Origin of the sequence: Streptomyces cyaneofuscatus, assembly GCF_033109485.1 — a bacterium.
Classification (GTDB): domain Bacteria; phylum Actinomycetota; class Actinomycetes; order Streptomycetales; family Streptomycetaceae; genus Streptomyces; species Streptomyces cyaneofuscatus.
The window spans coordinates 144,365-167,754 of record NZ_CP137002.1 but is presented as its reverse complement, the minus strand read 5'-3'; the positions used below and the strand labels follow the sequence as shown (position 1 = coordinate 167,754).

General features: G+C 73.5%; 24 protein-coding genes. 12 read left to right on the top strand and 12 right to left on the bottom strand.

Features of this window, described 5'->3' with window-relative positions:
• The first annotated feature begins 23 nt into the window (after positions 1-23).
• The gene (locus R2B67_RS00735) at positions 24-1,013 is read left to right on the top strand and encodes a sporulation protein (protein WP_317815874.1); all 990 of its coding nucleotides are present in this window, start codon (positions 24-26) and stop codon (positions 1,011-1,013) included.
• Between the two features lie 75 nt (positions 1,014-1,088).
• On the opposite strand, the gene R2B67_RS00730 is transcribed toward R2B67_RS00735, so the two are convergent.
• Positions 1,089-1,454, bottom strand: coding sequence for a DUF4180 domain-containing protein (locus tag R2B67_RS00730; protein ID WP_317815873.1), 366 nt, complete (start codon positions 1,452-1,454; stop codon positions 1,089-1,091).
• Positions 1,447-1,923, bottom strand: a complete 477-nt coding sequence (locus tag R2B67_RS00725) for a helix-turn-helix domain-containing protein (protein WP_317815872.1) — start codon at positions 1,921-1,923, stop codon at positions 1,447-1,449. The genes R2B67_RS00730 and R2B67_RS00725 overlap by 8 nt, the downstream gene beginning before the upstream one ends.
• 171 nt (positions 1,924-2,094) lie before the next feature.
• Here R2B67_RS00725 and R2B67_RS00720 point away from each other — a divergent pair, with 171 nt between their 5' ends.
• The 4 genes from R2B67_RS00720 to R2B67_RS00705 all read left to right on the top strand — a co-directional run bounded on the left by R2B67_RS00720 (position 2,095) and on the right by R2B67_RS00705 (position 6,160).
• Entirely contained in the window at positions 2,095-2,529 is a 435-nt protein-coding gene (locus R2B67_RS00720; RefSeq protein WP_317815871.1) for a hypothetical protein, read from the top strand.
• A 108-nt stretch (positions 2,530-2,637) separates the two neighbouring features.
• Positions 2,638-3,858 carry a lycopene cyclase family protein gene (locus tag R2B67_RS00715; protein WP_317815870.1) on the top strand — a complete coding sequence of 407 codons (1,221 nt, stop codon included), beginning with the start codon at positions 2,638-2,640 and terminating at the stop codon, positions 3,856-3,858.
• The gene (locus tag R2B67_RS00710; protein ID WP_317815869.1) at positions 3,855-4,571 is read left to right on the top strand and encodes a methyltransferase domain-containing protein; all 717 of its coding nucleotides are present in this window, start codon (positions 3,855-3,857) and stop codon (positions 4,569-4,571) included. Before R2B67_RS00715 ends, R2B67_RS00710 begins: the two co-directional genes overlap by 4 nt.
• Positions 4,571-6,160, top strand: coding sequence for an FAD-dependent oxidoreductase (locus R2B67_RS00705; RefSeq protein ID WP_317815868.1), 1,590 nt, complete (start codon positions 4,571-4,573; stop codon positions 6,158-6,160). The genes R2B67_RS00710 and R2B67_RS00705 overlap by 1 nt, the downstream gene beginning before the upstream one ends.
• A 22-nt stretch (positions 6,161-6,182) precedes the next feature.
• On the opposite strand, the gene R2B67_RS00700 is transcribed toward R2B67_RS00705, so the two are convergent.
• The 5 genes from R2B67_RS00700 to R2B67_RS00680 form a co-directional block, all read right to left on the bottom strand.
• Complete coding sequence (locus R2B67_RS00700; RefSeq protein WP_317815866.1) at positions 6,183-7,217, bottom strand: Rieske (2Fe-2S) protein; 1,035 nt, start codon at positions 7,215-7,217, stop codon at positions 6,183-6,185.
• The gene (locus R2B67_RS00695) at positions 7,214-8,260 is read right to left on the bottom strand and encodes a phytoene/squalene synthase family protein (protein ID WP_317815865.1); all 1,047 of its coding nucleotides are present in this window, start codon (positions 8,258-8,260) and stop codon (positions 7,214-7,216) included. The genes R2B67_RS00700 and R2B67_RS00695 overlap by 4 nt, the downstream gene beginning before the upstream one ends.
• Positions 8,257-9,762, bottom strand: a complete 1,506-nt coding sequence (locus R2B67_RS00690) for a phytoene desaturase (protein WP_317815864.1) — start codon at positions 9,760-9,762, stop codon at positions 8,257-8,259. The genes R2B67_RS00695 and R2B67_RS00690 overlap by 4 nt, the downstream gene beginning before the upstream one ends.
• Complete coding sequence (locus R2B67_RS00685) at positions 9,759-11,027, bottom strand: polyprenyl synthetase family protein (RefSeq protein WP_317815863.1); 1,269 nt, start codon at positions 11,025-11,027, stop codon at positions 9,759-9,761. Before R2B67_RS00685 ends, R2B67_RS00690 begins: the two co-directional genes overlap by 4 nt.
• Positions 11,028-11,417: 390 nt before the next feature.
• Positions 11,418-13,346: an HtaA domain-containing protein gene (locus R2B67_RS00680; protein WP_317815862.1), complete on the bottom strand. Its 1,929-nt coding sequence runs from the start codon at positions 13,344-13,346 to the stop codon at positions 11,418-11,420.
• A 231-nt stretch (positions 13,347-13,577) separates the two neighbouring features.
• Between R2B67_RS00680 and R2B67_RS00675 the strand changes: the two genes are divergently transcribed.
• Complete coding sequence (locus R2B67_RS00675) at positions 13,578-14,249, top strand: HEAT repeat domain-containing protein (protein WP_317815861.1); 672 nt, start codon at positions 13,578-13,580, stop codon at positions 14,247-14,249.
• 3 nt (positions 14,250-14,252) lie between these two features.
• The gene (locus R2B67_RS00670) at positions 14,253-15,284 is read left to right on the top strand and encodes a MerR family transcriptional regulator (RefSeq protein ID WP_317815860.1); all 1,032 of its coding nucleotides are present in this window, start codon (positions 14,253-14,255) and stop codon (positions 15,282-15,284) included.
• 33 nt (positions 15,285-15,317) lie between these two features.
• On the opposite strand, the gene R2B67_RS00665 is transcribed toward R2B67_RS00670, so the two are convergent.
• From R2B67_RS00665 to R2B67_RS00650, 4 genes are read right to left on the bottom strand one after another with little or no spacing between them, the layout of a single operon-like run.
• Complete coding sequence (locus R2B67_RS00665) at positions 15,318-16,229, bottom strand: class I SAM-dependent methyltransferase (protein ID WP_109980778.1); 912 nt, start codon at positions 16,227-16,229, stop codon at positions 15,318-15,320.
• Between the two features lie 35 nt (positions 16,230-16,264).
• The gene (locus R2B67_RS00660) at positions 16,265-17,353 is read right to left on the bottom strand and encodes an NAD(P)-dependent alcohol dehydrogenase (protein ID WP_317815859.1); all 1,089 of its coding nucleotides are present in this window, start codon (positions 17,351-17,353) and stop codon (positions 16,265-16,267) included.
• Positions 17,350-18,753 (bottom strand): aldehyde dehydrogenase family protein, encoded by a 1,404-nt coding sequence (locus R2B67_RS00655; protein ID WP_317815858.1) that lies wholly within the window; start codon positions 18,751-18,753, stop codon positions 17,350-17,352. The genes R2B67_RS00660 and R2B67_RS00655 overlap by 4 nt, the downstream gene beginning before the upstream one ends.
• Before the next feature lie 8 nt (positions 18,754-18,761).
• Positions 18,762-19,514 carry a (5-formylfuran-3-yl)methyl phosphate synthase gene (locus R2B67_RS00650; protein ID WP_018512775.1) on the bottom strand — a complete coding sequence of 251 codons (753 nt, stop codon included), beginning with the start codon at positions 19,512-19,514 and terminating at the stop codon, positions 18,762-18,764.
• A gap of 232 nt (positions 19,515-19,746) precedes the next feature.
• Between R2B67_RS00650 and R2B67_RS00645 the strand changes: the two genes are divergently transcribed.
• The 5 genes from R2B67_RS00645 to R2B67_RS00625 all read left to right on the top strand — a co-directional run bounded on the left by R2B67_RS00645 (position 19,747) and on the right by R2B67_RS00625 (position 22,460).
• Positions 19,747-19,926, top strand: a complete 180-nt coding sequence (locus R2B67_RS00645; RefSeq protein ID WP_237329295.1) for a hypothetical protein — start codon at positions 19,747-19,749, stop codon at positions 19,924-19,926.
• 268 nt (positions 19,927-20,194) lie between these two features.
• Positions 20,195-20,884 carry a HemK2/MTQ2 family protein methyltransferase gene (locus R2B67_RS00640; RefSeq protein ID WP_317815857.1) on the top strand — a complete coding sequence of 230 codons (690 nt, stop codon included), beginning with the start codon at positions 20,195-20,197 and terminating at the stop codon, positions 20,882-20,884.
• Positions 20,868-21,140 (top strand): CDGSH iron-sulfur domain-containing protein, encoded by a 273-nt coding sequence (locus tag R2B67_RS00635; protein WP_317815856.1) that lies wholly within the window; start codon positions 20,868-20,870, stop codon positions 21,138-21,140. The genes R2B67_RS00640 and R2B67_RS00635 overlap by 17 nt, the downstream gene beginning before the upstream one ends.
• Entirely contained in the window at positions 21,140-22,147 is a 1,008-nt protein-coding gene (locus R2B67_RS00630; protein WP_317815855.1) for an iron-containing redox enzyme family protein, read from the top strand. Before R2B67_RS00635 ends, R2B67_RS00630 begins: the two co-directional genes overlap by 1 nt.
• A gap of 145 nt (positions 22,148-22,292) precedes the next feature.
• On the top strand, positions 22,293-22,460 hold the full coding sequence (locus R2B67_RS00625; RefSeq protein WP_202546251.1) for a DUF6381 family protein: 168 nt from the start codon (positions 22,293-22,295) through the stop codon (positions 22,458-22,460).
• 49 nt (positions 22,461-22,509) lie between these two features.
• Here the strand turns inward: R2B67_RS00625 and R2B67_RS00620 are convergent, their stop codons facing one another.
• Positions 22,510-23,265 carry a transporter substrate-binding domain-containing protein gene (locus R2B67_RS00620; RefSeq protein WP_317815854.1) on the bottom strand — a complete coding sequence of 252 codons (756 nt, stop codon included), beginning with the start codon at positions 23,263-23,265 and terminating at the stop codon, positions 22,510-22,512.
• Positions 23,266-23,390 lie beyond the last annotated feature (125 nt).

Below are 23,390 nucleotides of genomic sequence, written 5' to 3'. Positions count from 1 at the left end.
CGAAGAAGGAGTGGACGCCGGACATGGTGTTCAAGAAGTTGCTCGGAGCCCTCGGAGTCGGCGGTCCCTCGGTCGACACCGTCCTGCAGCCCGACCCCGCCCTTCCCGGCGGACCGCTCTCCGGTGAGGTCCGGCTGCGCGGCGGCGGAACGGATGTGACGGTGGAACAGATCTCCCTCCTCCTGGTCGCCCGGGTCGAGGTGGAGGGTAACGACGAGGAGCACGACTCCACGGTCGTCCTCGAACGGTTCACCGTCGGCGGCGGATTCCGGCTCGCGGAGGACGCCGAGCACACCGTGCCGTTCACCGTCACCCTGCCCTGGGAGACCCCGGTCACACAGCTCCACGGCCAGCCGCTGGGCCCCGTCCTCGGGATCCGTACGGAACTGGAGGTGGCCGGAGCACGGGACAAGGGCGACCTCGACGCGCTCGCGGTGGGCCCGCTGCCCGCCCAGGAGGCGATCCTGGAGGCGTTCGGGCAGCTCGGATACGGCTTCAAGTCGGCCGATCTGGAGCTCGGTCACATCCGGGGGACCGGTCAGCGGCTGCCTTGCTACCAGGAGATCGAGATCGTGCCGCCCGCCGGCCAGGCCCACGCGGTGAACGAGATCGAGGTGACGTTCCTCGCCGCGCCGGACGGCCTGGAGGTCGTGATCGAGGCGGACAAGCGGGCCGGGCTCTTCTCGGAGAGTCATGACACCGTGCACCGCTTCACCACCTCGCACCACGCCCTGCCGCAGGCCGACCGCAACGCCGAGGTCGACGCCTGGCTGCAGCAGGTGATCGGCGCCCACGCGGCCCACGCCGCGCCGTACCCGTACGCACAGGGCGGCGGCCACCACCACCACGACGACCACCACCGGTCCGGTCCCGGCACCGGGGCGGTGGTGGCCGGAGTCGCGGCGGGCGCCGCCGTCGGTGTCGTCGGCGGAATGGTCGCCGCCGAGGTGATCGACGAGATCGGAGACGCCTTCGAGGGCGACGACGAGGGGGAGGGCGGCGAGGAGGAGTAGTTCACGGTGCGGCCCCGCGCCGACGGCCCCGCAAGGGTGCCCGTCCGCGCGGGGCCGCCGCACCGGCAGGGCGCGCTACCCGGCCAGACGGGCGGCCAGAGCGTCCAGGTCGGCCACGAACCAGATGTCCCGCCCCTGATTGGCCTCGCGCACCAGATCGGGCAGGGCCGAGCTCGCCGCCAGATGACGGGTGATGTCCCCGACGACGACCAGCCGGAGACGGTAGTTGGAGAACTTCTGGAGGATCGCGCCGGCCACCCCGGTGCTCAGGTCGAAGAAGCGGTCGTTCAGCCGCTCCGCCGGGACCGCGACCACCTCGGCGCCCTGAAAGGCGGGTCCGATCAGCTGGTCGAGCGCGTCCTGCACGGTGGCGATCGAGGGGCCGTCCGTAGAGCAGGCCAGCACCGCTGTGCCGTGGTGGTCCACCAGGAGGTCAGGCACGGTGCGCCGCCTCCGGTCCGAGGTCGAGCAGCCCGTTCTCCGGGCCGAGCACGCCGTCGATCAGGTGCAGCAGCTCGGCGGTGGCCGCGGCGCCGCCGAGAATCACGATCTTCATCCGGGCTCGTTCCCTGTCGTGGACGGTCTGGATGCGCAGGGAATCCGGTGCGTCCCGGGGGGACTGCGCGCTCGCGGTGACGAAGGTGCTCAGCCGGTGCGCGGCCTCGGGGCCGATCGCGTCGATCTGCACGATGCTCGACACCTCCAGGTGTCCCCGCCCCGCGTCCGCCGGCGCGGTGCTCGAACTGCCGGTCAGCGCCTCGAAGTCCGCTCGGCTGATCCGGTACTGCTTGCCGATCCGGACGGCCTTGAGCCGCCCGTCACGCACGTAGTTCCGGACGGTCCGCACATGCAGACCCAGCCGTTCGGCCACTTCGCCGATCGAGTAAAGCTCAGGTTCACCGCTCTCCATGGGAATGAATATTACTTCAATATTCCCTCTGGAGGGGAAGATAGGGAGTGATAGGGGAAAATGACACCCGTTGCTCCGGGTGGGGGTCACAGCAGGTGTGCCGGCCCGCTGACGAGGAAGGTGGAGGGTGTGAACCGCCGCACGGACGCGTCGACGTCGACGAGGAGATCCATGAACGCGCAGACCCGGCCTTCCGACCCGTCGCACCAGCGCCCCGACGGAGTCACCGACGCGACCGTCGAGGCGCTCGGCGCCCTCTCGAAGGCGCTGGAGACCACCGAACGGGCCCGCGGTGCCCTCTACGCGTTCCACCAGCTCACCGGCGGCGCTGACCTCAGCCTCGACGACGCCGTACGGCTGCTCCGTGAGGCGGGGCACGGGGAGCAGGCCGACCGGGTCCAGCGGGAGATCCTCGGCCGCAACGTCATCCCCGGCCACTGGACCTTCCAGATCGTCGAGGAGTACAACGCCACGTACTACGACGTGTTCCGGACGGTCGAGCGGGAGATCCGGGGCGAACTGGCCGGGGGCCGTGACCACCTGTACGAAGCCGAGATGAAGGAAGCCCGTCGCACACGAGGGCACCCGGACCACAGCGCCACCTGAGGCCGTGTCACGGCGCGTCGCACGCATCCGTCCGGCCCCCTGGTGCGGAAGGATTTCCGTACCTGGCAGGCCGCGGGGATCCGTACCCGCCCAACCGAGAGGGGAGCCGTGCCTGACCCCGACGTCGTCATCGTGGGCGCCGGAGCGGCCGGGCTGAGCCTGGCGTACCACCTGTGCGCACCGGGCGGCGCCGTGCCGCTGTCGGTCGTCCTCGTCGACGCCCCGCCGGGGCCCTTGAGGCCGCCGCCGCGCACCTGGTGCTACTGGGAACCGCCCGGCGGCGCCTACGACTCCGCGCTCGCCGCCTCCTGGCCTTGGCTGCGGGTGCGGGCGGCCGACGGGGCGGCCACGGTCACCGAACCGTCCCCCTACCGCTACAAGATGCTCCGGTCGGACGCCTTCGAGGCCCTGGTCGGCCGGCGGCTGTCCGACGCGCCGGGCTTCCGCCGGATCGAGGCCACGGTCACCGCCGTACGCGACGCACCCGACGGCGGCGGCGAAGTCCTGGCCCAGGACGGACGGGTTCTCGTACGCGGCCGCCGGGTCTTCGACTCCCGCCCACCCGGCCGTCTGCCGCCCGCCCGCACCACCCTGCTCCAGCACTTCATGGGCTGGTTCGTCCGCACCGAGCGCCCCGCCTTCGACCCGACGACCGCCGACCTCATGGACTTCCGTACGCCACAGCCCGCGCGGGGACTCTCCTTCGGCTACGTCCTGCCGCTCGACCCGCAGACCGCCCTGGTCGAGTACACCGAGTTCTCGCCCGCCCCGCTGTCCACCGAGGCCTACCGGCGTGCCCTCGGCCACTACACCCAGGAGGTCCTGAAACTGGGGGAGTTCCGGGTCACCGCACAGGAGCGCGGCGTCATCCCCATGACGGACGGACACTTCCCGCGCCGCGACGGGCGCTCCGTGCACCGCATCGGCACCGCCGGAGGCGCGACCCGCCCCTCCACCGGGTACACCTTCGCGGCCGTGCAACGGCAGAGCCGATCCGTCGCCGACCGGCTCCGCGCCGGCCGCGAGCTGCGGATGCCCGCGCCGTACGGGGCCCGGCCCCGCGCGATGGACGCGGTCATGCTGCGGGCGCTGGACAGCGGCCGGGTGGACGGCTCCGACTTCTTCACCCGCCTCTTCCGCGGTGTCCCGGCCGCCCGGCTGCTCCGCTTCCTGGACGGCAGCTCACACCTCCACGAGGACCTGCTGATCGGCCTCCGGACCCCGGTCGCCCCCATGCTGCGGACCGTCGCCGAACTCCCCTTCCTGACCAGACGCCAACCACCCCACCCCCTGCCTCCACCGACCGGCCACGAGAAGAGCACCCCATGACCCTGTTGCGCGACGACGACCTGTCCGCGGCCTTCGACCACGGCTCCGCCGCCTACGACCGGCTGGTCGCGGCCAGCCCCGGCTACCACGGCCATCTGCGCCGCTCCGCCCGCCGGCTGGGGCTGCCCGACGGCGGACGCGGGCTGCGCGTGCTGGACCTGGGGTGCGGTACGGGTGCCTCGACGGCCGCGCTCCTCGCCGCCGCCCCGTACGCCCGTATCACCGGCGTCGACGCCTCCGCCGGCATGCTGGACCGGGCGGCGGCCAAGAGCTGGCCGGAGGGCGTCGACTTCGTGCACGTCCCGGTCGAGGAGCTGGCGGGCAGGCTGCGGCCCGCCTCCTTCGACGCGGTGTTCGCCGGGTACCTCTTCCGCAACCTCGCCGACCCCGACAAGGCCCTCGACCTCGTACGCGGTCTGCTCGCCCCGGACGGCCGCCTCGCCGTGCACGAGTACACGCTCGGCGGATCACCCGTCCACCGTGCCGTGTGGAACACGGTCTGCGCCACGGTCATCCAGCCCGCCGGGCGCCTCACCGGGGACGCCGGGCTCTACCGCCATCTCCGGCGCAGTGTCCTGGAGTTCGACACGGCACCCGCGTTCGCCCGGCGGCTGCGCCGGGCCGGGTTCACCGACGTACGCGTCCTCCCGCTGCCCGGCTGGCAGACCGGCATCACCCACACCTTCGTCGGCCGCGCGGGGGAGGGGGCGTGATGTTCCTGCGCGACAGCGACAGCGACAGCCACAGCCGCAGCCACAGCGGCACGGGCCACCGGCGCGGCCGCGACCGCCGGGCGGCCGTGGTGCCCGCCCCCGACGGCCGGGCCCGCTTCACCTCACAGGACGCCCCCACCGCGGCGGTCGTCGGCGGCGGCATCGCCGGTCTCGCAGCGGCCACCCTCCTGGCGGAGCGCGGCGTACGCGTCACCCTCCACGAGCGCGAACCGGGCCTCGGCGGACGGCTGTCCGGCTGGCCCACCGAGCTGGCCGACGGCACGGACGTCACCATGAGCCGGGGCTTCCACGCCTTCTTCCGCCAGTACTACAACCTGCGCGGCCTGCTGCGCCGGGTCGACGCGGGCCTCGACGCGCTGACCCGGCTCCCCGACTACCCCCTGCGGCACAGCTCCGGCCTGCACGACAGCTTCGCCCGGGTGCCGCGCACCCCTCCGCTCAGTGCCCTGGGCTTCGTCGCCCTCAGCCCCACCTTCGGCGTGCGCGACCTGGCCCGGATGAACCCGCGCGCCGCCCTGCCGTTGCTGGACGTCCGGGTCCCCGAGGTCTACGACCGGCTCGACGGGATCAGCGCCCATGACTTCCTCACCCGCATCCGCTTCCCCGAAGCCGCCCACCACCTGGCGTTCGAGGTGTTCTCCCGTAGCTTCTTCGCCGACCCGCGCGAACTGTCGGCGGCGGAACTGGTGCTGATGTTCCACATCTACTTCCTCGGCTCCAGCGAGGGTCTGCTCTTCGACGTCCCCGACGAGCCGTTCCCCACCGCCCTGTGGGACCCCCTGCACCGCTATCTGACCGGACATGGCGTCGACGTACGGACCCGGACACCGGTCCGGCAGGTGCGGCCGCTGCCTGACGGCGGGCTCGACGTCACCACGGACGGGGGCACCACGCGTTACGACGCCCTCGTCCTCGCCCTGGACAGCGGCGGCCTGCGCCGCGTCGTCGGCGCCTCCCCGGAGCTGGGCGACGCCGAGTGGCGGGCCGGGATCGAACGGCTGCGCACCGCACCGCCGTTCCTGGTCTCCCGGCTCTGGCTCGACCGGCCGGTGGCGTACGACCGGCCGGGCTTCCTGGGCACCAGCGGCTACGGGCCCCTGGACAACGTCAGCGTCCTGGACCGCTGGGAGGGCGAGGCGGCCCGCTGGGCCCGGCGCACCAGGGGCTCCGTCGTCGAACTGCACGCATACGCCGTCGCACCGGACGCCGACCGGGGGGCCGTACAGGCCGAGGCGCTGCGGCAACTGCACCGGATCTACCCGGAGACGCAGAGCGCCCGCATCGTCGACGAACGGCACGAGTGGCGGGCGGACTGCCCGATGTTCCCCGTCGGCGGCTACCGGGACCGGCCCGGCGTGCGCAGCCCCGACCCCGCAGTCATGGTGGCCGGGGACATGGTCCGCACCGGGCTGCCGGTGGCGCTGATGGAACGCGCGGCCACCAGCGGATTCCTCGCCGCGAACGCCCTGTTGGAGCGGTGGGGCGTACGCGGGCAGACACTCTGGACCGTCCCGCGCGCGGGACGGTCGGCGGCACTGCGCCGACTCGCGGCACTGGGGGCCGACTGAGGGACGGGGGCGATCGCCGGGCTCAGCCCGGGAACCGCCCGCTGTCCCGCAGCTCCCAACGCCTCTCCGCGTACGCCAGGTCGTCCCGCCACAACCGGCCGGCCGAGGCCCGCATCAGCGGGCGCAGCAGCGGCGCGACCGCGCGGGCCACCGCGAAACCGCGCCGGTCCGACGCCGCGACCAGCGCCTCCGTCACGGCGGTACGCGGCAGCCCCCGCTCGTCCGGGGCCAGGGGAGTGGCGTGCGTCTCCACCACGGACCCCGCGCCCTCACCCTCGACGATGTGCATGACGACCGTACGGGGCTCGGGCGCCGTGAACCGGGCCCGCACCGGGACCACCAGCCGCCCGGCCACCTTGAAGGACACGTCGACCAGGAACCCGTCATCGTCGTCCGGGGAGTCACCCCGGGAGTCGCCCGGGGAGTCGGCGGGCGTTCCGGTCACCGTCAGATCCACGAAGGAGTACGGGTGGAACCACGCCCCGTGCCACGGGTCGAGCCGGTTGGCCACCACGTCCTCCGGCTCGCAGCGGCCCACGCCCGTGTAGACCGCCTCCACCGCGTCCCGGACCCTCGGCCGGACCGGAACGTACGGCCGCTCCGAAGGCGTCTCGCCGCCCACCCGGTCCAGCCGCACCCAGAGCAGGACCCCGTCGTCGAAAGCCGGGAAGGGCTCCCACCCGGCGAACGGCCCGCCGTCCAGGGCCAGTCCGTGCCAGTGGCAGACCAGCGTGCCGCAGCGGACCGGGCTGTCGCGCAGCGGCGCCCCGAGGTGCGGGCAGGCCCCCGGTCCGGTGCGGAGCCTCCCCTCGGCGTCCCGCCAGGCCACCACCTCGGTGGAGCCGACCGTGGTGCCGAGCGTCCGACCCGGAGGAAGGTCGCGGGAGGCGCCGATGACGTACCAGTTGCCGGACGGGCGGCTCTGCGCCCGCTTCAGGGCGTCCGCGATCAGCCCCGGTTTCGCCTCCCGCCAGGTGGGCTCCTGCCGGTCCCACGGGACGGGCGTGCGCCGCAGCCGCAACGGGATGCGGCTCGGGCGTCCTGCCGCCGGGCTCATAGCGCCTCCTCGCGTACGGGGGCCACCCGCGGCCGGGGCGAGGGGGAGGCGCAGGAGGGCCCCACCACCGGTGCCTCCTCACCACGGCGGCTCCCTGCCCGTGCGGCGACAGCCCGTACCAGCCCGTCCAGCGCCACCACCGCACGCCGTCGGCGCGGGACCACCGACCGGCGGTGCAGGACCGCGTACCCGTCGGCCGCGATCGCGTCCAGGATGCCGCTGTACAGCACGAACGCCGTACGGATACAGGGCCGCGACACCGGGGCGAGCATCGCGATCCCGGGCAGGGCGTCCCGGTACACGGCCCGGTTGTGGGCGGCGGCGGCCCGCAGGACGTCGGTGATCCGCGTATCCCGCGCCCTCGTCCTCCGGCTCCACTCGAAGCGCTCCCGGTCCACCCCGTGCGCGGCCAGCAGCTCCGCCGGCAGATAGAGCCTGCCCCGGTCCAGGTCCTCGCCCACGTCCCGCAGGAAGTTCGTCAGCTGGAAGGCGACCCCGAGCGCGGCCGCGTGCGGAGCGGCCTCCTCGCGCGGCGTCACCGTCCCGAGCACCGGAAGCATCTGGAGGCCGATCACGGCGGCGGAGCCGTGCATGTACCGGCCGAGCTCCTCGTACGTGGCGTACCCGCCGACTGTCAGATCGCTGCGCATGGAGGCCAGGAAGTCGGTGAAGTGGACGCGGTCGATGCCGTACCGCCGAGCGGTGTCGGCGAGCGCGCTGATCACCGGCTCGGTGGCCCCCTCCCGCCGCAGCCCTGCCTCCAAGCCTGCCTCCAGCCCTGCTTCCAACTGGGCCTCCAGGGCGAGCAGGGCGCGGCCACGCTCGGCGGGGGTGGCCGAGGAGTCGAGATCGTCCACGATGTCGTCGGCCCAGCGGGCGAAGCCGTACAGGGCGTGGACGGCCGGGCGCCGGTCGACGGGCAGCAGCCGCGTCGCGAGGAAGTACGTCTTGCCGTGGCGGGCGTTGAGCCCTCGGCAGTGGGTGTACGCCGCCCGGAGGGCGGGATCGTGGATGCCGGCGGCGTCGAGTTCACGGACGGTCATGCAGCAGTGCCTCTCCAGTCGGTACGGGGGCCGGTGATCCTCTGAGCGGCCAGCTTTCCGGAGATCAGGACGGTCGGCACGCCGACGCCGGGCGTGGTGCCGCACCCCGCGAGGACGGCGTTGACCGTGCCCCGCACCAGGTTGCGCGGCCGGAACGGGCCGGTCTGCGGGAACGTGTGGGCCACGGAGAACGGGGTGCCCGCCGCATGGCCTTGGGCGGTCCAGTCGACCGGCGTGACCAGCCCCTCCTCCTCGATCGCCGCGCCGAGCCCGGGCATCTCGCGGCGCTCCAGCTCGGCCAGGAGCTCGTCCCGGTAGCGGGGGCCCAGCTCCCGCCACTTCCGTACGCCGGGACCGACCTCGGTGTTCGGGCAGGGCGCCAGCACGTAGTGGAGGTGCTTGCCCGGCGGGGCGAGGGAGGGGTCGGTGGCGGTGGGCCGGGTGATGAGGAGGGAGGGGTCCGACATCAGCTCCCCGGTGCGGGTGAGTTCACGGAAGGTGCTCTTCCAGGCCGCGCCGAACGAGATGGTGTGGTGCGCCAGATCCGGCCAGGTGCGGTCCGTTCCCGCGTGCAGGATCACCGCGGACGGCGAATGGCGCAGGCGGAGCGGCCGGTGGGGGCTGCGGCCGAGCAGCCGGTAGGTGACGGGGAGGTCGGGGGTGAGGACCACCGCGTCGCAGGGGATGCGCTCCCGGTCGGTGACGACGGCGGTGACCCGTTCACCCGAACGCTCCAGCCGGGTCACGGTCTGCCCGTACCGGAACGCGGCCCCCGCCTCGGCGGCCGAGTCCGCCATCGCCCGGGGCAGCGCGTGCATTCCGCCCTTGGGGAAGTACACCCCGGCGATCGTGTCCATGTAGGCGATGACGGCGTACGCGGCGAGCGCCCGGGCCGGCGGGACACCGGCGTACAGAGCCTGGAACGAGAAGACCCTGCGCAGCCGTTCGTCCGAGACGAAGCTCCCGATCCGCGCGTCGAGCCGGCCGAAACCGCCGAGGGCGGCGAGCCGCGCGAGATCGGGGTGGGCGAGCTGGAGCGGCGAGTCGAAGTTGGCGTCGATGAACCGGCGCATCTGCACCCGGTAGAGGCGTTCCAGCCACCGCCGCAGCCGACGGTAGCCGACCGCCTGCCGGGCCCCCGCGAACTGTTCGACCGCGGCCTCCATCGCGGCCCCGTCGGTGTGCACGTCGAGCTGGGACCCGTCGGCGAACCTGGCCCGGTAGGCCGGGTCCAGCGGGATCAGCTCCAGCCGGTCGGCCAGCTTGTCCCCGACCGCGGCGAAGGCCTCCTCAACCAGGTCCGGCATGGTCAGCACGGTCGGACCGGTGTCGATGCGGAAACCGCCCGACTCCAGCAGCCCGGCCCGGCCGCCGGGCCCGGAGTCCCGCTCGACCACCGTCACCCGGCGGCCCGCGCCGAGGAGGTGGAGCGTGGCGGCGAGCCCCGCCAGACCGGCACCGACCACCACCACATGGTCGACGGGCCCCTTCACCGTGATCACCGGACATGTCCCCCTTCGGCCACGGACAGAACGCCTGCTGCTGCCGGGCTGTGGTGCCCGCCCGTGTCGTCGGGGGTGGCCGGGCCGAACCCGGACGGGTCCCCGGAGACCGTGCGCAGCAGGCCGAGCAGCTGCCGGCCGCCGTGCGCGTCCAGGTCGACGGCCTCGCCCAGCCGGCGTACGGCGTGGTCGCGGAGGCGCTCCGCCTTGCGCTCCACATGGGCGCGCGCGCCGGTCGCCTCGAAGACCCCGCGTACATCGGCGAGATCCCTCTCGGTGACATCGGCGTTGCCCACGGCGTGGCCGAGGACGGCCAGTGCCCCTTCGTCACCCGCGGCCTCGGCACGTTCCCGGGCGACGGCGAGGAGGTAGGTCGGCTTGCCTTCGCGGATGTCGTCGCCGGACGGCTTCCCGGTCCGCGCCGGGTCGCCGAAGACCCCGAGCAGATCGTCCCGGAGCTGGAAGGCGATCCCGGCGCACCGGCCGGCCGAACGCAGTGCGGCCGTGGTGTGCTCATCGGCGTCGGCCAGGGCGGCCCCGATCGCCAGGGGCCGCTCGACGGAGTACAGGGCGCTTTTGAGGCAGGCGGTCCGTATCGCCCGCGCCGCCGAGGAGCCCCCGGTGGCCTGGCCGTGCAGGTCAAGGTACTGACCCGCGACCATCTCGGTCCGCAGGGAGCGCCAGATGACCCCGATCCGCCGTCGTACGGGAGCGGGCAGCGCCGTCTCCGCCACGGTGTCGTCGGCCCAGGCCAGCGCGAGGTCCCCGGCCAGCACGGCGGCGGAGGTGCCGAATGCGGAGCCCCGCTCCGAGTCCGGGGACAGGCCCGCCCGGGCGGCGATGCCGATGTGCACGGCGGGCTTCCCCCGGCGCAGCCGTGACCGGTCCATCACGTCGTCGTGGATCAGCGCGCAGGTCTGGATGAGCTCCAGCGCGACCCCCAGGCGCAGCGCGGCCGCCGTGGACCCGGCGTCCGCCGCACCGCAGGCCCGCATCCCCCACCACAGGAGCCGGGGGCGCATCCGCTTGCCCCCGTGCAGCGTGAAGTCGGCGACCCGCCCGGCCAGCTCCCCGGCGAACGAGGCGTCGATCTCGGACGCCTGGGCGACCCGTTCCGCGAGCACCGCCCGCGCGGTACGCAGGACGGCGCCGGCCACGTCCGCGTCGACGGCCCCGGCCGCGGTGGACGCCGTGGCCGAGGGGTCCGGGGACGGCGGCAGCGGGCAGGCGGCGAAGGAGTGCTCCACGGCCGGGATGCGGGCCATCTCACGTCCTTCCGGTCAGGTGGGCGGCGAACCGTTCGCCACTCCTTCCGCACACGTACCCCGTTCGGATGCGGTGAGGCAGGACTGATCGGGCGCGTCGGCCGCGCGAGGAAGGAGGCGGTGGTCAGAGACGATCACGACAGCGGCACGCTCCCGGCGGAGAAACACCCGGGGAGGCGCCCCGGGAGGCGACGGCCCGCCCGTTCGGCCTACGGGAAGTGGCCTGCGGGAGGCGGCGGAGCGGGCTCGTGGTCCCGTACTGGCCCGGCGGCGCGGCGGCGGCGCGGGGCTGGGCGAACGGCCGGACGGCCGGTCACCTGCGGGCGAGTTGCCTGCGGTGACCGGCCGTCCGGGGAGGGCGTACGGGAAGGGCGTACGGGCGGGTGCGGGTCAGCGGACGTCGACGTAGTCGCCCGGGCCCGTGGTGCCCAGACGGGCGGCCGTGGCCTTGAACTCGGCCTTCCAGGTGCCGTCCTTCTTGGCGGTGAAGCCCTTGCTGAAGACGCCCTTGCCGTTCGTGCGCACGGTGGCCAGCTTGGTCCACTTCTTGGAGCCCTTGGCCTGGAACAGGATGTTCACGGACTGGCCCGAGGTGTTCTTCCAGGTGCCGTCCAGGCTGCGCAGGGTGCCCTTGGCCGTGATGGTGCGGCCCTTGCGGACCGGCTCCGGGGAGGCGTTGAAGCCGGAGATGGCGGTCCGCAGCTTGACGTCCACGAAGTCGGCGCCGCTGACGGCCGCGGCGCGGTCGGCGGTCCCGGCGTAGCGGGCGCGCCAGGTGCCGTCCGTCTTGGCGGTGACCGAGGTCGCGATGGCGCCCTTGGCACTGGTGGTGACCGTGGCGGCCTTGCTCCAGGTCTTGGCGCCCTTCGCCTGGAACTCGATGACGACGGACGCCTTGGCCAGCGGGGTCCAGGCGTTGCTCGTGGCACCGGCGGTCTGGAGGGTGGCGGCGATCTTCAGCTTGCTCCCCTTGCCGATCGGCTCGGGGGAGGCGTTGAAGGAGATGATCCGGGCGGGCACCGCGGACACGGTGAGCGTGGCGGCCGAGGTGGCGGTCTCGCCGGAAGCGTTGACGAACACGGCGCGGTAGCGGTGCTTGTTCACCGCGGCGCTCGCCTTGACCGTCAGCTTGGTGGAAGTGGCGCCGGAGACGGTGCTCCAGGTCTTGCCGGCGTCCGCGCTGCGCTCCCAGCGGACCGAGTCGTACCCGGTCGCGGCGGCGGTGAAGACGGCGTCGGCACCCGAGCGGGCGGTACGGGCGGTCGGCTGCTGCGTCACGACGGCGGCCGGGACGGCGTCGCCGAAGTACAGCTGCTGGGACACGTCCTGGGCGCGCGAGGGCATCCAGGTCGGGTCGGTGCGGTCGTGCGAGTTGAAGGTGGTGACGAAGCAGGCGGTGGTCCGGCAGTCGACGGTGGTGGTGCCGGAGGTGAACGTCTCGGTGAGCTTCGCCGTCACGGTGAAGGTGCCGTCGACGCCGACGCTGCGTATCCAGGCGGCGTTGCCGTAGAGGCTGGGGTACGTGGTGCCGTCCAGGGCCACGGACTGCGCCAGGTAGACGCCGCGGCCGGGCTGGTAGCCCTTGCCCTCGACCGTGACCTCTGTCTCCGCGCCGAGCTTGGTGACCTGGCTGACGGTCAGGGTGGGGACGCTGGTGGTGCCGGCGATGGCGACGGGGTCCAGCGCGGAGCCGGGCTCGTACATCGGCTGGCCCTTGTTGGCGAAGATCTGCGCGCCCTTGGCGGTGAGCTTCGACGTGATCCCGGTCCAGTCGAGCACGGCCCCGTTCAGGGCGCCGGCCGACGCCTTCAGCTCGGCGAGCTCCACTCCGGCCGTGGTGACCGGATCCTGGCCTTCGGTCAGGTCGCTCGTCACGTCCACGAAGAGCGACCCCACGCCCTTCTTGAGGACGATCCGGGGGTTGGCGAGGGTGATGGCGGTGATGTCGTGGGCCGGCACCGCGTAGGTGACCGAGCCGCCGAAGCGGACATCGGCGTTGCGCTTGGCGGGGTCCACCGCACCGTGCTTGACGGGGTAACCGATCACCCCGGCGGCGTCCTTGGTGGCGCCGTCGGCCACCGTCACCGAGCCGCCGAAGCGCGTGACGTAATCGAACCAGGACTTCTTCAGGCCCCAGGAGGACCCACCGGACACCAGGATCGGGGCGGCCGCCGACGTGGTCCCGGCCTGCGCGGCCTGGGCTGCGACGACGGTGCCCGGAGCGGCAGCGGCGGCGGGAACGGCGAGGACACCGGTGCCCAGGGAGACGACGGTGAGTGCGGCGAGAGCGGCGAGGTGGCCGCGGCGGGGCATGGACATGCGCTGCATGTCTCCTTCGGGGGAGGGCACGGCACAGCGGTTGGGGGCAGCCGTGCCTGGACGAATGACAAAGAAGGGGGGATACCGGCTTCTCGCGTGGGGACCCGAAGACGACAGTCGTCATATTAGGTGAGGCTTACCTAAATGTCACCGCCGGGTGTCCGATGTCCGCTCCGGCTTGACCTTGACACCGTGACAGGCTCTTCACTCCGGGGAGAGGAGGTGGTCGCGATGACGGTCACAGGACAGGACACCGACGCGGCACGGGCGGTCAGGGCACTGGAGGACGACCGTGCGTCCGTACGGCTGCGAGCCGCCCTGGCGATCGGGGCGGCGCCCGACCCGCGTTACGTCGACCGGCTCGTCGGGCGCTGTGCGGTCGAGGGTGAGTTCTTCGTACGCGACATGCTGACCTGGGCGCTCACCCGCTACCCGGTCCACCTGACCCTCCCGGCGCTGCTCCGCGAACTCCGATCCGAGTGCGCGCAGGCACGGAGCCAGGCCCTGCACACGCTGTCGAAGGTCGGGGACCGGCGGGCGTGGCCGGCGATCACCCGGTCGCTGCTGACCGACGCCGACGACGAGGTGGCCCGGAGCGCCTGGCGGGCCGCGGCCGTGCTCGTACCGGAAGGCGAGGAGGCCGCGCTGGCCACCGTGCTGACGACGCAGCTCGGGCGCGGTGAACGCGAGACACAGCTGAGCCTGAGCCGGGCACTCGTCGCGCTGGGGGAGACGGTGGAGCCACTGCTGCTCGCCGCGACGAGCTCTCCCGACCCGCGCGTCCGCGTCCACGCGCTCGCCACGCAACGGCTGCTGCGCGACCCGGACGCCGGGTTCACCTTCGCGATCGAGGAGGCGAAGCGCGTCGTCGCCCTCGGTGGCACCGGCCAGGAGGGACAGTAGGGCGTGCTGATCGGTGAGGTGGCGCGACGGTCCGGGGTCAGTGCCCGCATGCTCCGGCACTACGAGTCGCTCGGCCTGGTGCACCCCTCGGGCCGCACCGGCTCCGGCTACCGGGAGTACTCCGAGGAGGACATCCGGCGGATCTTCCACATCGAGAGCCTGCGGGCGCTGGGCCTTTCGCTGCGTGAGGTCAAACGCGCGCTCGACGACGCGGACTTCACGCCGTCCACGCTCGTCGACGACCTGATCCGCCGGACACGCGAACGCATCGCGGCGGAGACCGAGCTGCTCACGCGGCTGCGCCGGATCCACGCCGCCGACCCCGCCGGCTGGGAGGACGCCCTCCAGGTCGTCACGCTCCTCCAGGCGCTGGGGTCCAAGAGCGCCGACGTGCGCCAGCGTGCGGCGCTCGCCTCGGCCTCATCGGCCTTCCCGGGCTCCTCGGCCGATGAGGTTCCGGTGCCGGTGGAGGCCCTCGTCGAGGCGGCGCTCGGCGAGAGCGATCCGAACGTCGCCGGGGCCCTCCGCTGGGCGCTGGCACGATCGGGCGACGGCGCCCCGGCCCTGCTGGCGGAGGGGATCGGCTCCCCGGTGGCCGCGGTGCGCGAACGCGCCGTCCGCTCCCTCGCCGTGCTGCCCGGCGGTGAGGCCGCCGGGCATCTGCGGGACGCCCTCGCCCACCCCGACCCCGTGGTCCGGGGCCACGCGGCTCTGGCGATCGGGGCCCGGGGCGACACCGACGCCGTCCCGGCCCTCGTCGACCTGCTGGAGGAGGGCCGGAACGACACCGACGCGGCCGACACACTGAGCGTGCTGGCGAGCGACACCGCCACGGCGGACCGGATCGCGCACCGGCTCATCGAGCGCCTTGCCCGCACCACCACCCGAGCGCCCGCACGCGGACGGCTCACCCAGGCGCTGGCAGGCATTCCGGGCACACGCGCGTCACAGGCCCTCGCGGAGCTGTCGCACGACACGGACCGGGCTGTCGCCCTGACCGCCACGTACCTCCTCCACCTGCGCGACGCACGCTGACGGCTCACCTCGGGATGCCGGGTGGATCGCCGGCTACGGCCGAGGCTTGTCCGCGAACACCCAGCGGTTGCCCGCCAGTGCGTCGTTCTCCTCGGGCAGCGGTCCGCGCCCGTGCAGGCGGGTGAAGTCGAACGGGGTGTGGACGGCGGTGGACCAGCCCCCGTCCGCCAGACGGCCTGCGGAGTCGGGGCGGGGAGCCAGGTCGAAGAGGTCGAGCAGGTCGATGCCGATCTGTTCCCTCGTGGACGTGTAGAGCGGGCTGTCGCGGTACGCCAGGAGGTCCTTCTCCAGCTTGACCTCGAAGGCCAGCGCGCTTCCTCCGGCGCTGAGCCGGTCGACGGTGTCGATGAGATACGTCTCGGCGGCCGGAGGCAGGTAGAACAGCAGCCCCTCGACCAGCCAGACGCTCGGCGCGGCCGGGTCGAAGCCCGCACCGGGCAGGGCCCCCGCCCAGTCGGCGCGCAGATCCATCGGGACCGGCACGCGCGCCGCCTTCGGGACGGCCGAAAGACCGTCGAGCACCTGGTGCTTGAACGCCAGCACCTCCCCCCGGTCGATCTCGAAGATCACACACCCGGGAGGCCAGTCCAGCCGGAACGCACGCGCGTCCAGCCCCGCCCCGAGCAGCACCACCTGGCGGACGTTCCCCGCGTGCACGGACTGGAGCAGGAAGTCGTCGAGGACGCGTGTCCGCAGCCCGAAGTACCGGGCGAACCGGCCCCACAACGGGTCCCGGTCCCCGCCCGGGACCTCCCTCGGACGGACCGGCCAGCCCTCGGACGCCGGGGCGGCGAGCACGAAGTGCTCCGCGTAGGCGTCCTGGGCCAGGCTGTCGGGGCGGTGGGTCTCGATCGCCCGTGCCGCGGCGACCAGCAGGGCCGTCACGCCGACCCCTCCGGCCACGCCGCCTTCCGCGCCGGTGTTCCGGCGCGCTGTGTCGACCATGTGTGCACTCCCTCGGTACGTGGAATTCGCGGGCCTCACGGAATCAGCACCGGCTTGACCACCAGGCCCGCCTCGCAGTCGCGTTCGGCCTCGTTGATGTCGGCGAGCGGATACGTACGGATCAGCTGGTCGAAGGGGAACCGCCCGGCCTGCCACAGCCCGGTCAGCCGTGGGACGAGCAGCCCAGGAACCGCGTCCCCCTCGCAGATGTGGGAGATCTTCCGGCCCCGGTCCAAGGCCCCCACCTCCAGCGGCAGCGCGGTGTGCAGCCTGGCCACCAGGCCGAGATGGCCGGTGGGGCGCAGGGCCCGCAGCGCGTCGTTGATCAGCCGCGCGGAGCCCGTGGTGTCCAGCGCGTACTGCGCGCCGCCGTCCGTCAGCCGCCGGATGAGCCCCGGCAGATCGGCGGAGTCCGCGTGCACCGGGACCGCGTCCAGCTTCTCGGCGAGCGCCAGCCGTTCCGGGTGCCGGTCGACCGCCACGGCCACCGCTCCCGCTGCGGTCGCCGCCATCACCGCGGCCAGCCCCACCGCCCCCGCGCCGAAGACCGCGACGGTGTCGCCGGGGCCCGCGCCGAAGGAGTTGAGAACCGCTCCGGCACCGGTGAGGAAGCCGCAGCCGAGCGGCCCGAGCAGGGCCAGGGGAAGCGAGGGATCGACCCGTACGGCGTTGCGGGCCGGGACCACCGCGAACGCGGCGAACGAGGACTGGCCGAACCACCGGGGGGCCAGGGCGCCACCGGCCACGTCGGTGAACCGGGCCGCGTGCTCCGGGCGCCCGCCGAAGAGGTTGAGCGCGGCGAACCGGTCGCAGTAGGCGGGGGCCGCCCCCAGACAGCTCCGGCACCGCCCGCAGGAGTCGAAGCTCAGCACGACATGGTCGCCGACGGCGAGCCCGGTGTCCGGTCCGCCCGTCTCCACCACCACCCCGGACCCCTCATGGCCGAGCACCGCCGGCAGCGGTGAGCGGCCCGCCGAACGCCGTACCGCCAGATCGGTCCGGCACATCCCGCACCCCGCGATCCGGACCAGGATCTCGCCCTCGGCCGGCCCCGCGTTCAGCATCACCTCCTCCACGGCGAACGGGTCCTCGTACGAACGCAGTACCGCCGCACCGAACCTCATGGCCGGACCTCCTTCGGGCGGTGGACGACGAACGGCCTGAGGTTGCCGTACAGCCCCCACGCCCCGCCCGCGACGCCGACACCGCTGTCCTTGATGCCGGCGAAGGGCTGGGCGAGGGAAAGTTCGGCGTGGTGGTTGATCCACGCCGTCCCGCACTCCAGCCGGTCGGCCACCGCCGCGGCCCGGTCCAGATCGGTCCCCCACACCGAACCGCCAAGACCGAAGCGGGTGGCGTTGGCCGCCTCGACGGCTTCGTCGAGGCTCCGGTACGGCAGCACCGGCAGGACCGGGCCGAACTGCTCCTCCGTCACCACCTGGCTGTCGGTAGGCACATCGGCCAGGACGGTCGGGGCGTAGAAGTAGCCCGGCCGGTCCAGCCGGTGACCACCGGCCACGGCACGGGCCCCGTCCGCCAGGGCCCGGTCCGTGCACCGCTCCACCCGGGCCAGCTGGGCGGCGTTGTTGAGCGGCCCCAGCTCCGTGCCCGGGTCGAGACCGGCCCCGACGACGACGGTCTTCGCCCGTTCCGCCAGGGCCTCGACCACCTGGGAGTGCAGGCGGGCCGGGGCGTACACGCGCTTGACCGCCATGCACACCTGCCCGCAGTTGCGGAACGCCGCCCAGAACAGCCGGTCCGCGATCCGCTCCACATCCACATCGTCCAGCAGGACGGCGGCGTCGTTACCGCCCAGCTCCAGGGTGACCCGGGCGAGGCCGGGCGCCGCGGCCTGCGCGACGGCCCGCCCGGTGGGCACCGAACCCGTGAACGTCACATGGCGGATCCCCGGGTGTGAGGCCAGGAGGGCGCCGAGGGGCTCGCGGCCGGTGATCACGGTCAGCACGCCCTCGGGAAGGGCGGCGGAGAGGACGGACGCCAGCAGCCGGGTGGCGAGCGGCGTGAAGGGGGAGGGCTTGAGCACCACCGTGTTGCCCGCCGCGAGCGCGGGCACGAACTTCGCCGAGGCGAGCTGGAGGGGAAAGTTCCACGGGACGATGGCGGCGACCGGCCCGAGCGACCGCCAGCGGATCTCGCTGTGCACCGGCCTCCCGTCGGCGATCGTCCGCAGCTCGGGTGCCATACCGGCGAAGTGGCGCAGCCGGGCCGCCGTACGGGCGACCTCCGCGTACGACTCGGTCAGGGGCTTGCCCTGTTCCCGGGTGAGCAGGGGAGCGAGCTCCGCCCCGGCCGCCTCCACGGCGTCGGCCGAGGCGAGCAGGGCGGTGGCCCGGGCGGCGGGGTCGGACCGCCACCCCCGCCACGCCTCATGGGCCCGGGCGACGACATCGTCCAGCTCGTCCGGCCGCTGGTCGGGCGCCTCGCCGAAGGCCTCGCCCGTCGCCGGATCGAGCACGGCGAAGCGCTCACCGGGGGCTCCGGCGCCCGGTTCACGGTGGCGCACGCCGGCGGTCAGAGCGCGGCCACGGTGGTCGCGTGCTCCTGGGCGTGCCGGTCCATCTCCGCCCGGAAGGCGGCCACCAGCCGTGGCTGGATCCGGCCGGCGTTGCGATCGCCCCCCTCGCAGACCGCCCCGCGCACGCCCACGATGTCCGTCCCGATGCGGGTCAGCGTCGCGAGGTCCTCCGCCTTCACGCTGCCCGCCAGGGCGGCGAGCAGCCCCGCCTCGTGGGCCAGCCGGACGAACTCCGCGCACGCGGCCGGGGAGACGTGGTCGAACAGCCGGGTCCCGTCCTTGATCGCGGTGTCGAGCATCGCCGCGTCGGAGCCGGAGCGGCGGGCGATGTCGGGCAGCGCGAGCGGGCTGACGCAGCCGATCCGGTGGGCGTCGGCATACCCCGAGGCGACGACGAACGCGTCCGGCCGGTACTCCTTCACGGCCCGCACGACCCCGCTCATGACCTCGATGGCCTGCTCGGGCGTCGTGCACCCGTAGAGGCCGACCTTGATGTACGTGGCACCCGAGACGGCCGCGCCGAGCGCCGCCTGGGCCACCGTGCCGGGCTTGTACGGTACGTCCCCCACGGTCGCGGAGACCGGCTTGTCCGCCGGGACCGCCCCGCGGATCTCCCTGATCACCCACGGGTAGTTCGCGCCGAGCGAGCCCTCGTCGGGCTTCTTGACGTCGACGATGTCCAGGTGCTCCGCCGCCTTCGCGCACTCGAGGGCCTCTTCGACACCGTCGGGGGAGATGAGAAGCAGCAACGTGGATTCCTTCCACCGCAGGGCCACCCGCCGAAGGACGGGTGCGCGGATTCGCCGGGATCTTGTGCGGTCGGCTCATCCTCGCCGCGCCCCGAGAGCCCCGGCAGGGCGCGAGGGATGGCGAACGGATCACTGCCGTGACGTGCTCACGCCCCCCTGGTGCGCCCTCGGCTGTCTGAATCCGCGATTCATGGGCACATGGCTCTCACCACACTCCGGAAGGGAAACCATCATGCTCGGTATAGCCGCGGCCGTTCTGTTCTTCATCGCCTTCCTGATCAACGCGGCGGACATCTCGACGAACGATGTGTTCGCATCGACGAACGTCATGCTCATCGGCCTGACGCTGCTCGCCCTGCACGTGGCAGGGATCGGCTCCGGCCTGCGCACCGGGTCGTCGCGCAGGCGCTGACGTACACGAAATGCCTGACAGGGCGGGGCCCCGCACAGCTGTGTGCGGGGCCCCGCCCTGTCACGCGCCGCCCGCTCCGCCGCCACCCTGCCACCCACCAGCTTTCGCAGGTGTGAACGGACAGGGCAGGGGAACTCGGTTCGTCAGCCGGGTCCCAAGAACGGTCACCCTGTGCGAACCCACGATTGGCGCCCCGGACCGAAGGAGCGGAGCCTTGACGGGTGGAAAGACCCACGATTCACGCGTCCGACGCGTGCAGGAGGTATCCGTGACCGCCACTGTGAACACGTCGGCCGCTTTCCGGCGGCAGGGTGTCCGCACCCTGCCCGGTGTCTACGCGCCTCAGCACGACACCCACCTGCTGCTGCGGGCCTTGGCCCGCGAGACCGTCCGCCCCGGTTCCCAGGTGATCGACCTCGGCACCGGCAGCGGCCTCCTCGCGGTGGCCGCCGCCCGCCGGGGCGGCCACGTGACCGCCGTCGACGTCGGCCGCCGCGCCGTCCTCACCGCCCGCCTGAACGCCCGGCTCGCCGGGCAACGGGTGACCGTCCACCGCGGCGACCTCGCCGACCCGGTGCCGGGCCGGATGTACGACCTGGTGCTCAGCAATCCGCCGTACGTCCCCTCGCCGCTGGGCCCGCCGCCCAGGCGCGGGAGCGCCCGCGCCTGGGACGCGGGGCACGACGGGCGCGCGGTGGTGGACCGCATCTGCGACGCGGCCCCCTACCTCCTGCACAGGGGAGGCGTCCTGCTCATGGTCCACTCCGACCTGACCGGTACGGAGGCGACCCTGCGGCACCTGTCACGCGGAGGCCTGAAGGCCGAGGTGAGCGACACGGCGAGCGTGCCGTTCGGGCCCGTGCTGCGCTCCCGGCTCCCGTGGCTGCGGGGCCGGGGCCTGCTGGACGAGCACACCGACGAGGAGAAGCTGGTGGTCATCCGTGCCGAGCAGCCCTGAACGGTCCGGACGGCCCGCCCGCGTCACCCTCGGTGGAGACGGGCCGCTCCTGGTGGAGGGGCCCGTCGAGGTGGTCGGCGACGACGGCACCCTGTACACCTCCCGCCGCTTCACCGCCGCGATCTGCACCTGCCGCAAGACCCGTACGTACCCGTGGTGCGACACCAGCCACCGCCGCCGGGTGAAGCCGGAACCGCACCCGGACGACGCGGCCGACCGTACCGACGGAGCCGACCGTACCGATGGAGCCGCCTGATGCCCGCCCACCGTGAGCCGAGGCGCCTGAGCCCCCCGCTGCCCGCCCCGCGCGGACCGCTGTCGGGCGACGTCATCGCGGCTCTGCGCACGGGCGAGGGCCCCCGGGCCCACGCGGCCGGGGACGCGGACCCCTTCGGGGACGACCTCCAGCTCGCCCTCTACGTCCTGTACGAGCTGCACTACCAGGGCTTCGAGAACGTGGACGAGGAGCACGAGTGGGACCCCGCCCTGCTCGGACTGCGCCGCTCCCTGGAGCAGCCCTTCCTCGCCGCCCTCCGCGAGGGAACGGGCACGGACGGGGACGTGGAAACGGCCCTGGCCGGTCTGCTCGTCGAGCCCGTCGGCGACGACGGCCACAGCGTCAGCCACTTCCTCCAGAACGATGGCGAGCTGTGGCACCTGCGCGAGTACGCCGCCCTGCGCTCGCTCTACCACCTCAAGGAGGCCGATCCGCACGCCTGGGTGATCCCGCGGCTGTACGGACGGGCCAAGGCCGCCATGGTGGCGGTCGAATTCGACGAGTTCGGCGCCGGACGGGAGGCGGACATTCACGCCCGCCTGTACGCCGACCTGATGGACGACCTGTCCCTGGAGACGGCGTACGGGCACTACCTCGACGCCGCCCCCGCCGACGTGCTCGCCACCGTCAACCTGATGTCCCTGTTCGGGCTGCACCGCTCCCTCAGGGGCGCTCTCGTCGGCCACTTCGCCGCCGTCGAGGTCACCTCCTCACCCGGCTCGCGCCGGCTCGCCGCGGCGTTGAAACGCGTCGGCGCGGGACCGGCGGCCCAGCGGTTCTACGACGAACACGTGGAGGCCGACGCGGTGCACGAACAGGTGGTACGCCGCGATGTCATCGGCGGGCTGCTCGCCGACGAGCCTCACCTGGAACCCGACATCGCCTTCGGCATCGAGGCCACCGGACTCCTGGAGGACCGCCTCGCCACGCGTCTGCTCGCCGCCTGGCGGAGCAACTCCACAGCGCTGCGCGGCCCGCTGGACTGACCGGCGGCGACACCAGAGGCCACGTGCGGGGTCACCGTACGTGACCCCAGGAGATGCGATCCGGCCGGACTCCGGTGACGCTGGGGCTCCGACCGCGCACGCAACACCACGTTGCCGACGGAGGAACCACGACGGAGGACACCCCATGAACCTGCCCGACACCCCGCTGGAACGAGCCCGCCGCACCCGCGAACGCGCCGAGGAACTGGGCCGCGCCGCCGACCGGGCGACCGACCCCGAGCACCGGCAGCGCCTGCGGGAGAAGGCCCGCCGCCTGCTCGGCGAGGAGGCGGCGGGCCAGGAGAGGAGCTGACCCGCACCTCGCCGCGGCGGGATGCGGGCCGGAGGGGGAGCCGTGCGGGTCAGACGGGGAGCGGGGCGGCCGGTGCCACGAGCGCCCCCCCGATGCCGTGCCGCTCCAGCGCGTCGGCGACGAACCCGCTCGCCTTCATCTCCTCCACGAACGACGCCAGCACCTCCTGCGCCGCCGTACCCCGGGCGGCCGGGATGCCCATGGCCTGCTGGATCACCATGAAGCGCCCCGGCAGCACCCGTACGCCGGGAGCGCGCCGGGCCTCTTCCTCCAGCAACTGGCGGATCCCGGCGGCCACTTCGACCTCACCGTCCCGCAGGGCGGCGAGCGCGGCGGGCGCGCCCTGCAGCCGCACGATCTCGGCGGCCTCGATCGCCCGGGTGAGGAAGAGGTCGTAGGCGCTGCCCGAGCCGACCGAGATACGGGTCCCCTCGACGTCCACCTCCCCGTTGCCGGCCAGCGCGGACGACTCGCGTACGAGATAGCTGCCCTCGATCAGTACATAGGGAGCGGTGAACAGCAGCCCCTCGCTCCGCGCGGGGTCCACGGCGAAGAAGCCGAGGTCCGCCTTCTCCGCCCTCACCGCCTCCACGGAAGCGGCCGCCTTCTCGAAGACCACGAGCTCCACCGGCACCCCGAGCCGCTGCCCGAACGCGTACGCGAGGTCGACCGACACCCCCACCGGCTCGCCGCCCGCCGGCCCTCGCTGGGCCAGGATCGGGTTGCCGAGGTTGATGGACGCGCGCAGTGTGCCGTCGGGCGCGAACGCGGGAACAAGGGCCGGAGCTATCTGCTGCTGGGTCATGCGGGCGAGTCTATGAGCCCGGTGCCGGGCGACGACGAGGCCCGAAACCCGCCGACCAGGCCCGCGACCGCCTCCGTACGGCCTGACGCGCCCACCCTCCGCCTCCGTACGGCTTTACGCGCCCA

Excerpts from the sequence above, each read along its gene's own strand:
- R2B67_RS00620 (WP_317815854.1), bottom strand. The coding sequence starts at position 23,265 with ATGACCCAGCAGCAGATAGCTCCGGCCCTTGTTCCCGCGTTCGCGCCC.
- R2B67_RS00675 (WP_317815861.1), top strand. The coding sequence starts at position 13,578 with ATGACGGTCACAGGACAGGACACCGACGCGGCACGGGCGGTCAGGGCA.
- R2B67_RS00705 (WP_317815868.1), top strand. The coding sequence starts at position 4,571 with ATGTTCCTGCGCGACAGCGACAGCGACAGCCACAGCCGCAGCCACAGC.
- R2B67_RS00630 (WP_317815855.1), top strand. The coding sequence starts at position 21,140 with ATGCCCGCCCACCGTGAGCCGAGGCGCCTGAGCCCCCCGCTGCCCGCC.
- R2B67_RS00645 (WP_237329295.1), top strand. The coding sequence starts at position 19,747 with ATGCTCGGTATAGCCGCGGCCGTTCTGTTCTTCATCGCCTTCCTGATC.
- R2B67_RS00680 (WP_317815862.1), bottom strand. The coding sequence starts at position 13,346 with ATGTCCATGCCCCGCCGCGGCCACCTCGCCGCTCTCGCCGCACTCACC.
- R2B67_RS00725 (WP_317815872.1), bottom strand. The coding sequence starts at position 1,923 with ATGGAGAGCGGTGAACCTGAGCTTTACTCGATCGGCGAAGTGGCCGAA.
- R2B67_RS00735 (WP_317815874.1), top strand. The coding sequence starts at position 24 with ATGGTGTTCAAGAAGTTGCTCGGAGCCCTCGGAGTCGGCGGTCCCTCG.
- R2B67_RS00665 (WP_109980778.1), bottom strand. The coding sequence starts at position 16,229 with ATGGTCGACACAGCGCGCCGGAACACCGGCGCGGAAGGCGGCGTGGCC.
- R2B67_RS00700 (WP_317815866.1), bottom strand. The coding sequence starts at position 7,217 with ATGAGCCCGGCGGCAGGACGCCCGAGCCGCATCCCGTTGCGGCTGCGG.
- R2B67_RS00625 (WP_202546251.1), top strand. The coding sequence starts at position 22,293 with ATGAACCTGCCCGACACCCCGCTGGAACGAGCCCGCCGCACCCGCGAA.
- R2B67_RS00685 (WP_317815863.1), bottom strand. The coding sequence starts at position 11,027 with ATGGCCCGCATCCCGGCCGTGGAGCACTCCTTCGCCGCCTGCCCGCTG.
- R2B67_RS00695 (WP_317815865.1), bottom strand. The coding sequence starts at position 8,260 with ATGACCGTCCGTGAACTCGACGCCGCCGGCATCCACGATCCCGCCCTC.
- R2B67_RS00660 (WP_317815859.1), bottom strand. The coding sequence starts at position 17,353 with ATGAGGTTCGGTGCGGCGGTACTGCGTTCGTACGAGGACCCGTTCGCC.
- R2B67_RS00710 (WP_317815869.1), top strand. The coding sequence starts at position 3,855 with ATGACCCTGTTGCGCGACGACGACCTGTCCGCGGCCTTCGACCACGGC.
- R2B67_RS00720 (WP_317815871.1), top strand. The coding sequence starts at position 2,095 with ATGAACGCGCAGACCCGGCCTTCCGACCCGTCGCACCAGCGCCCCGAC.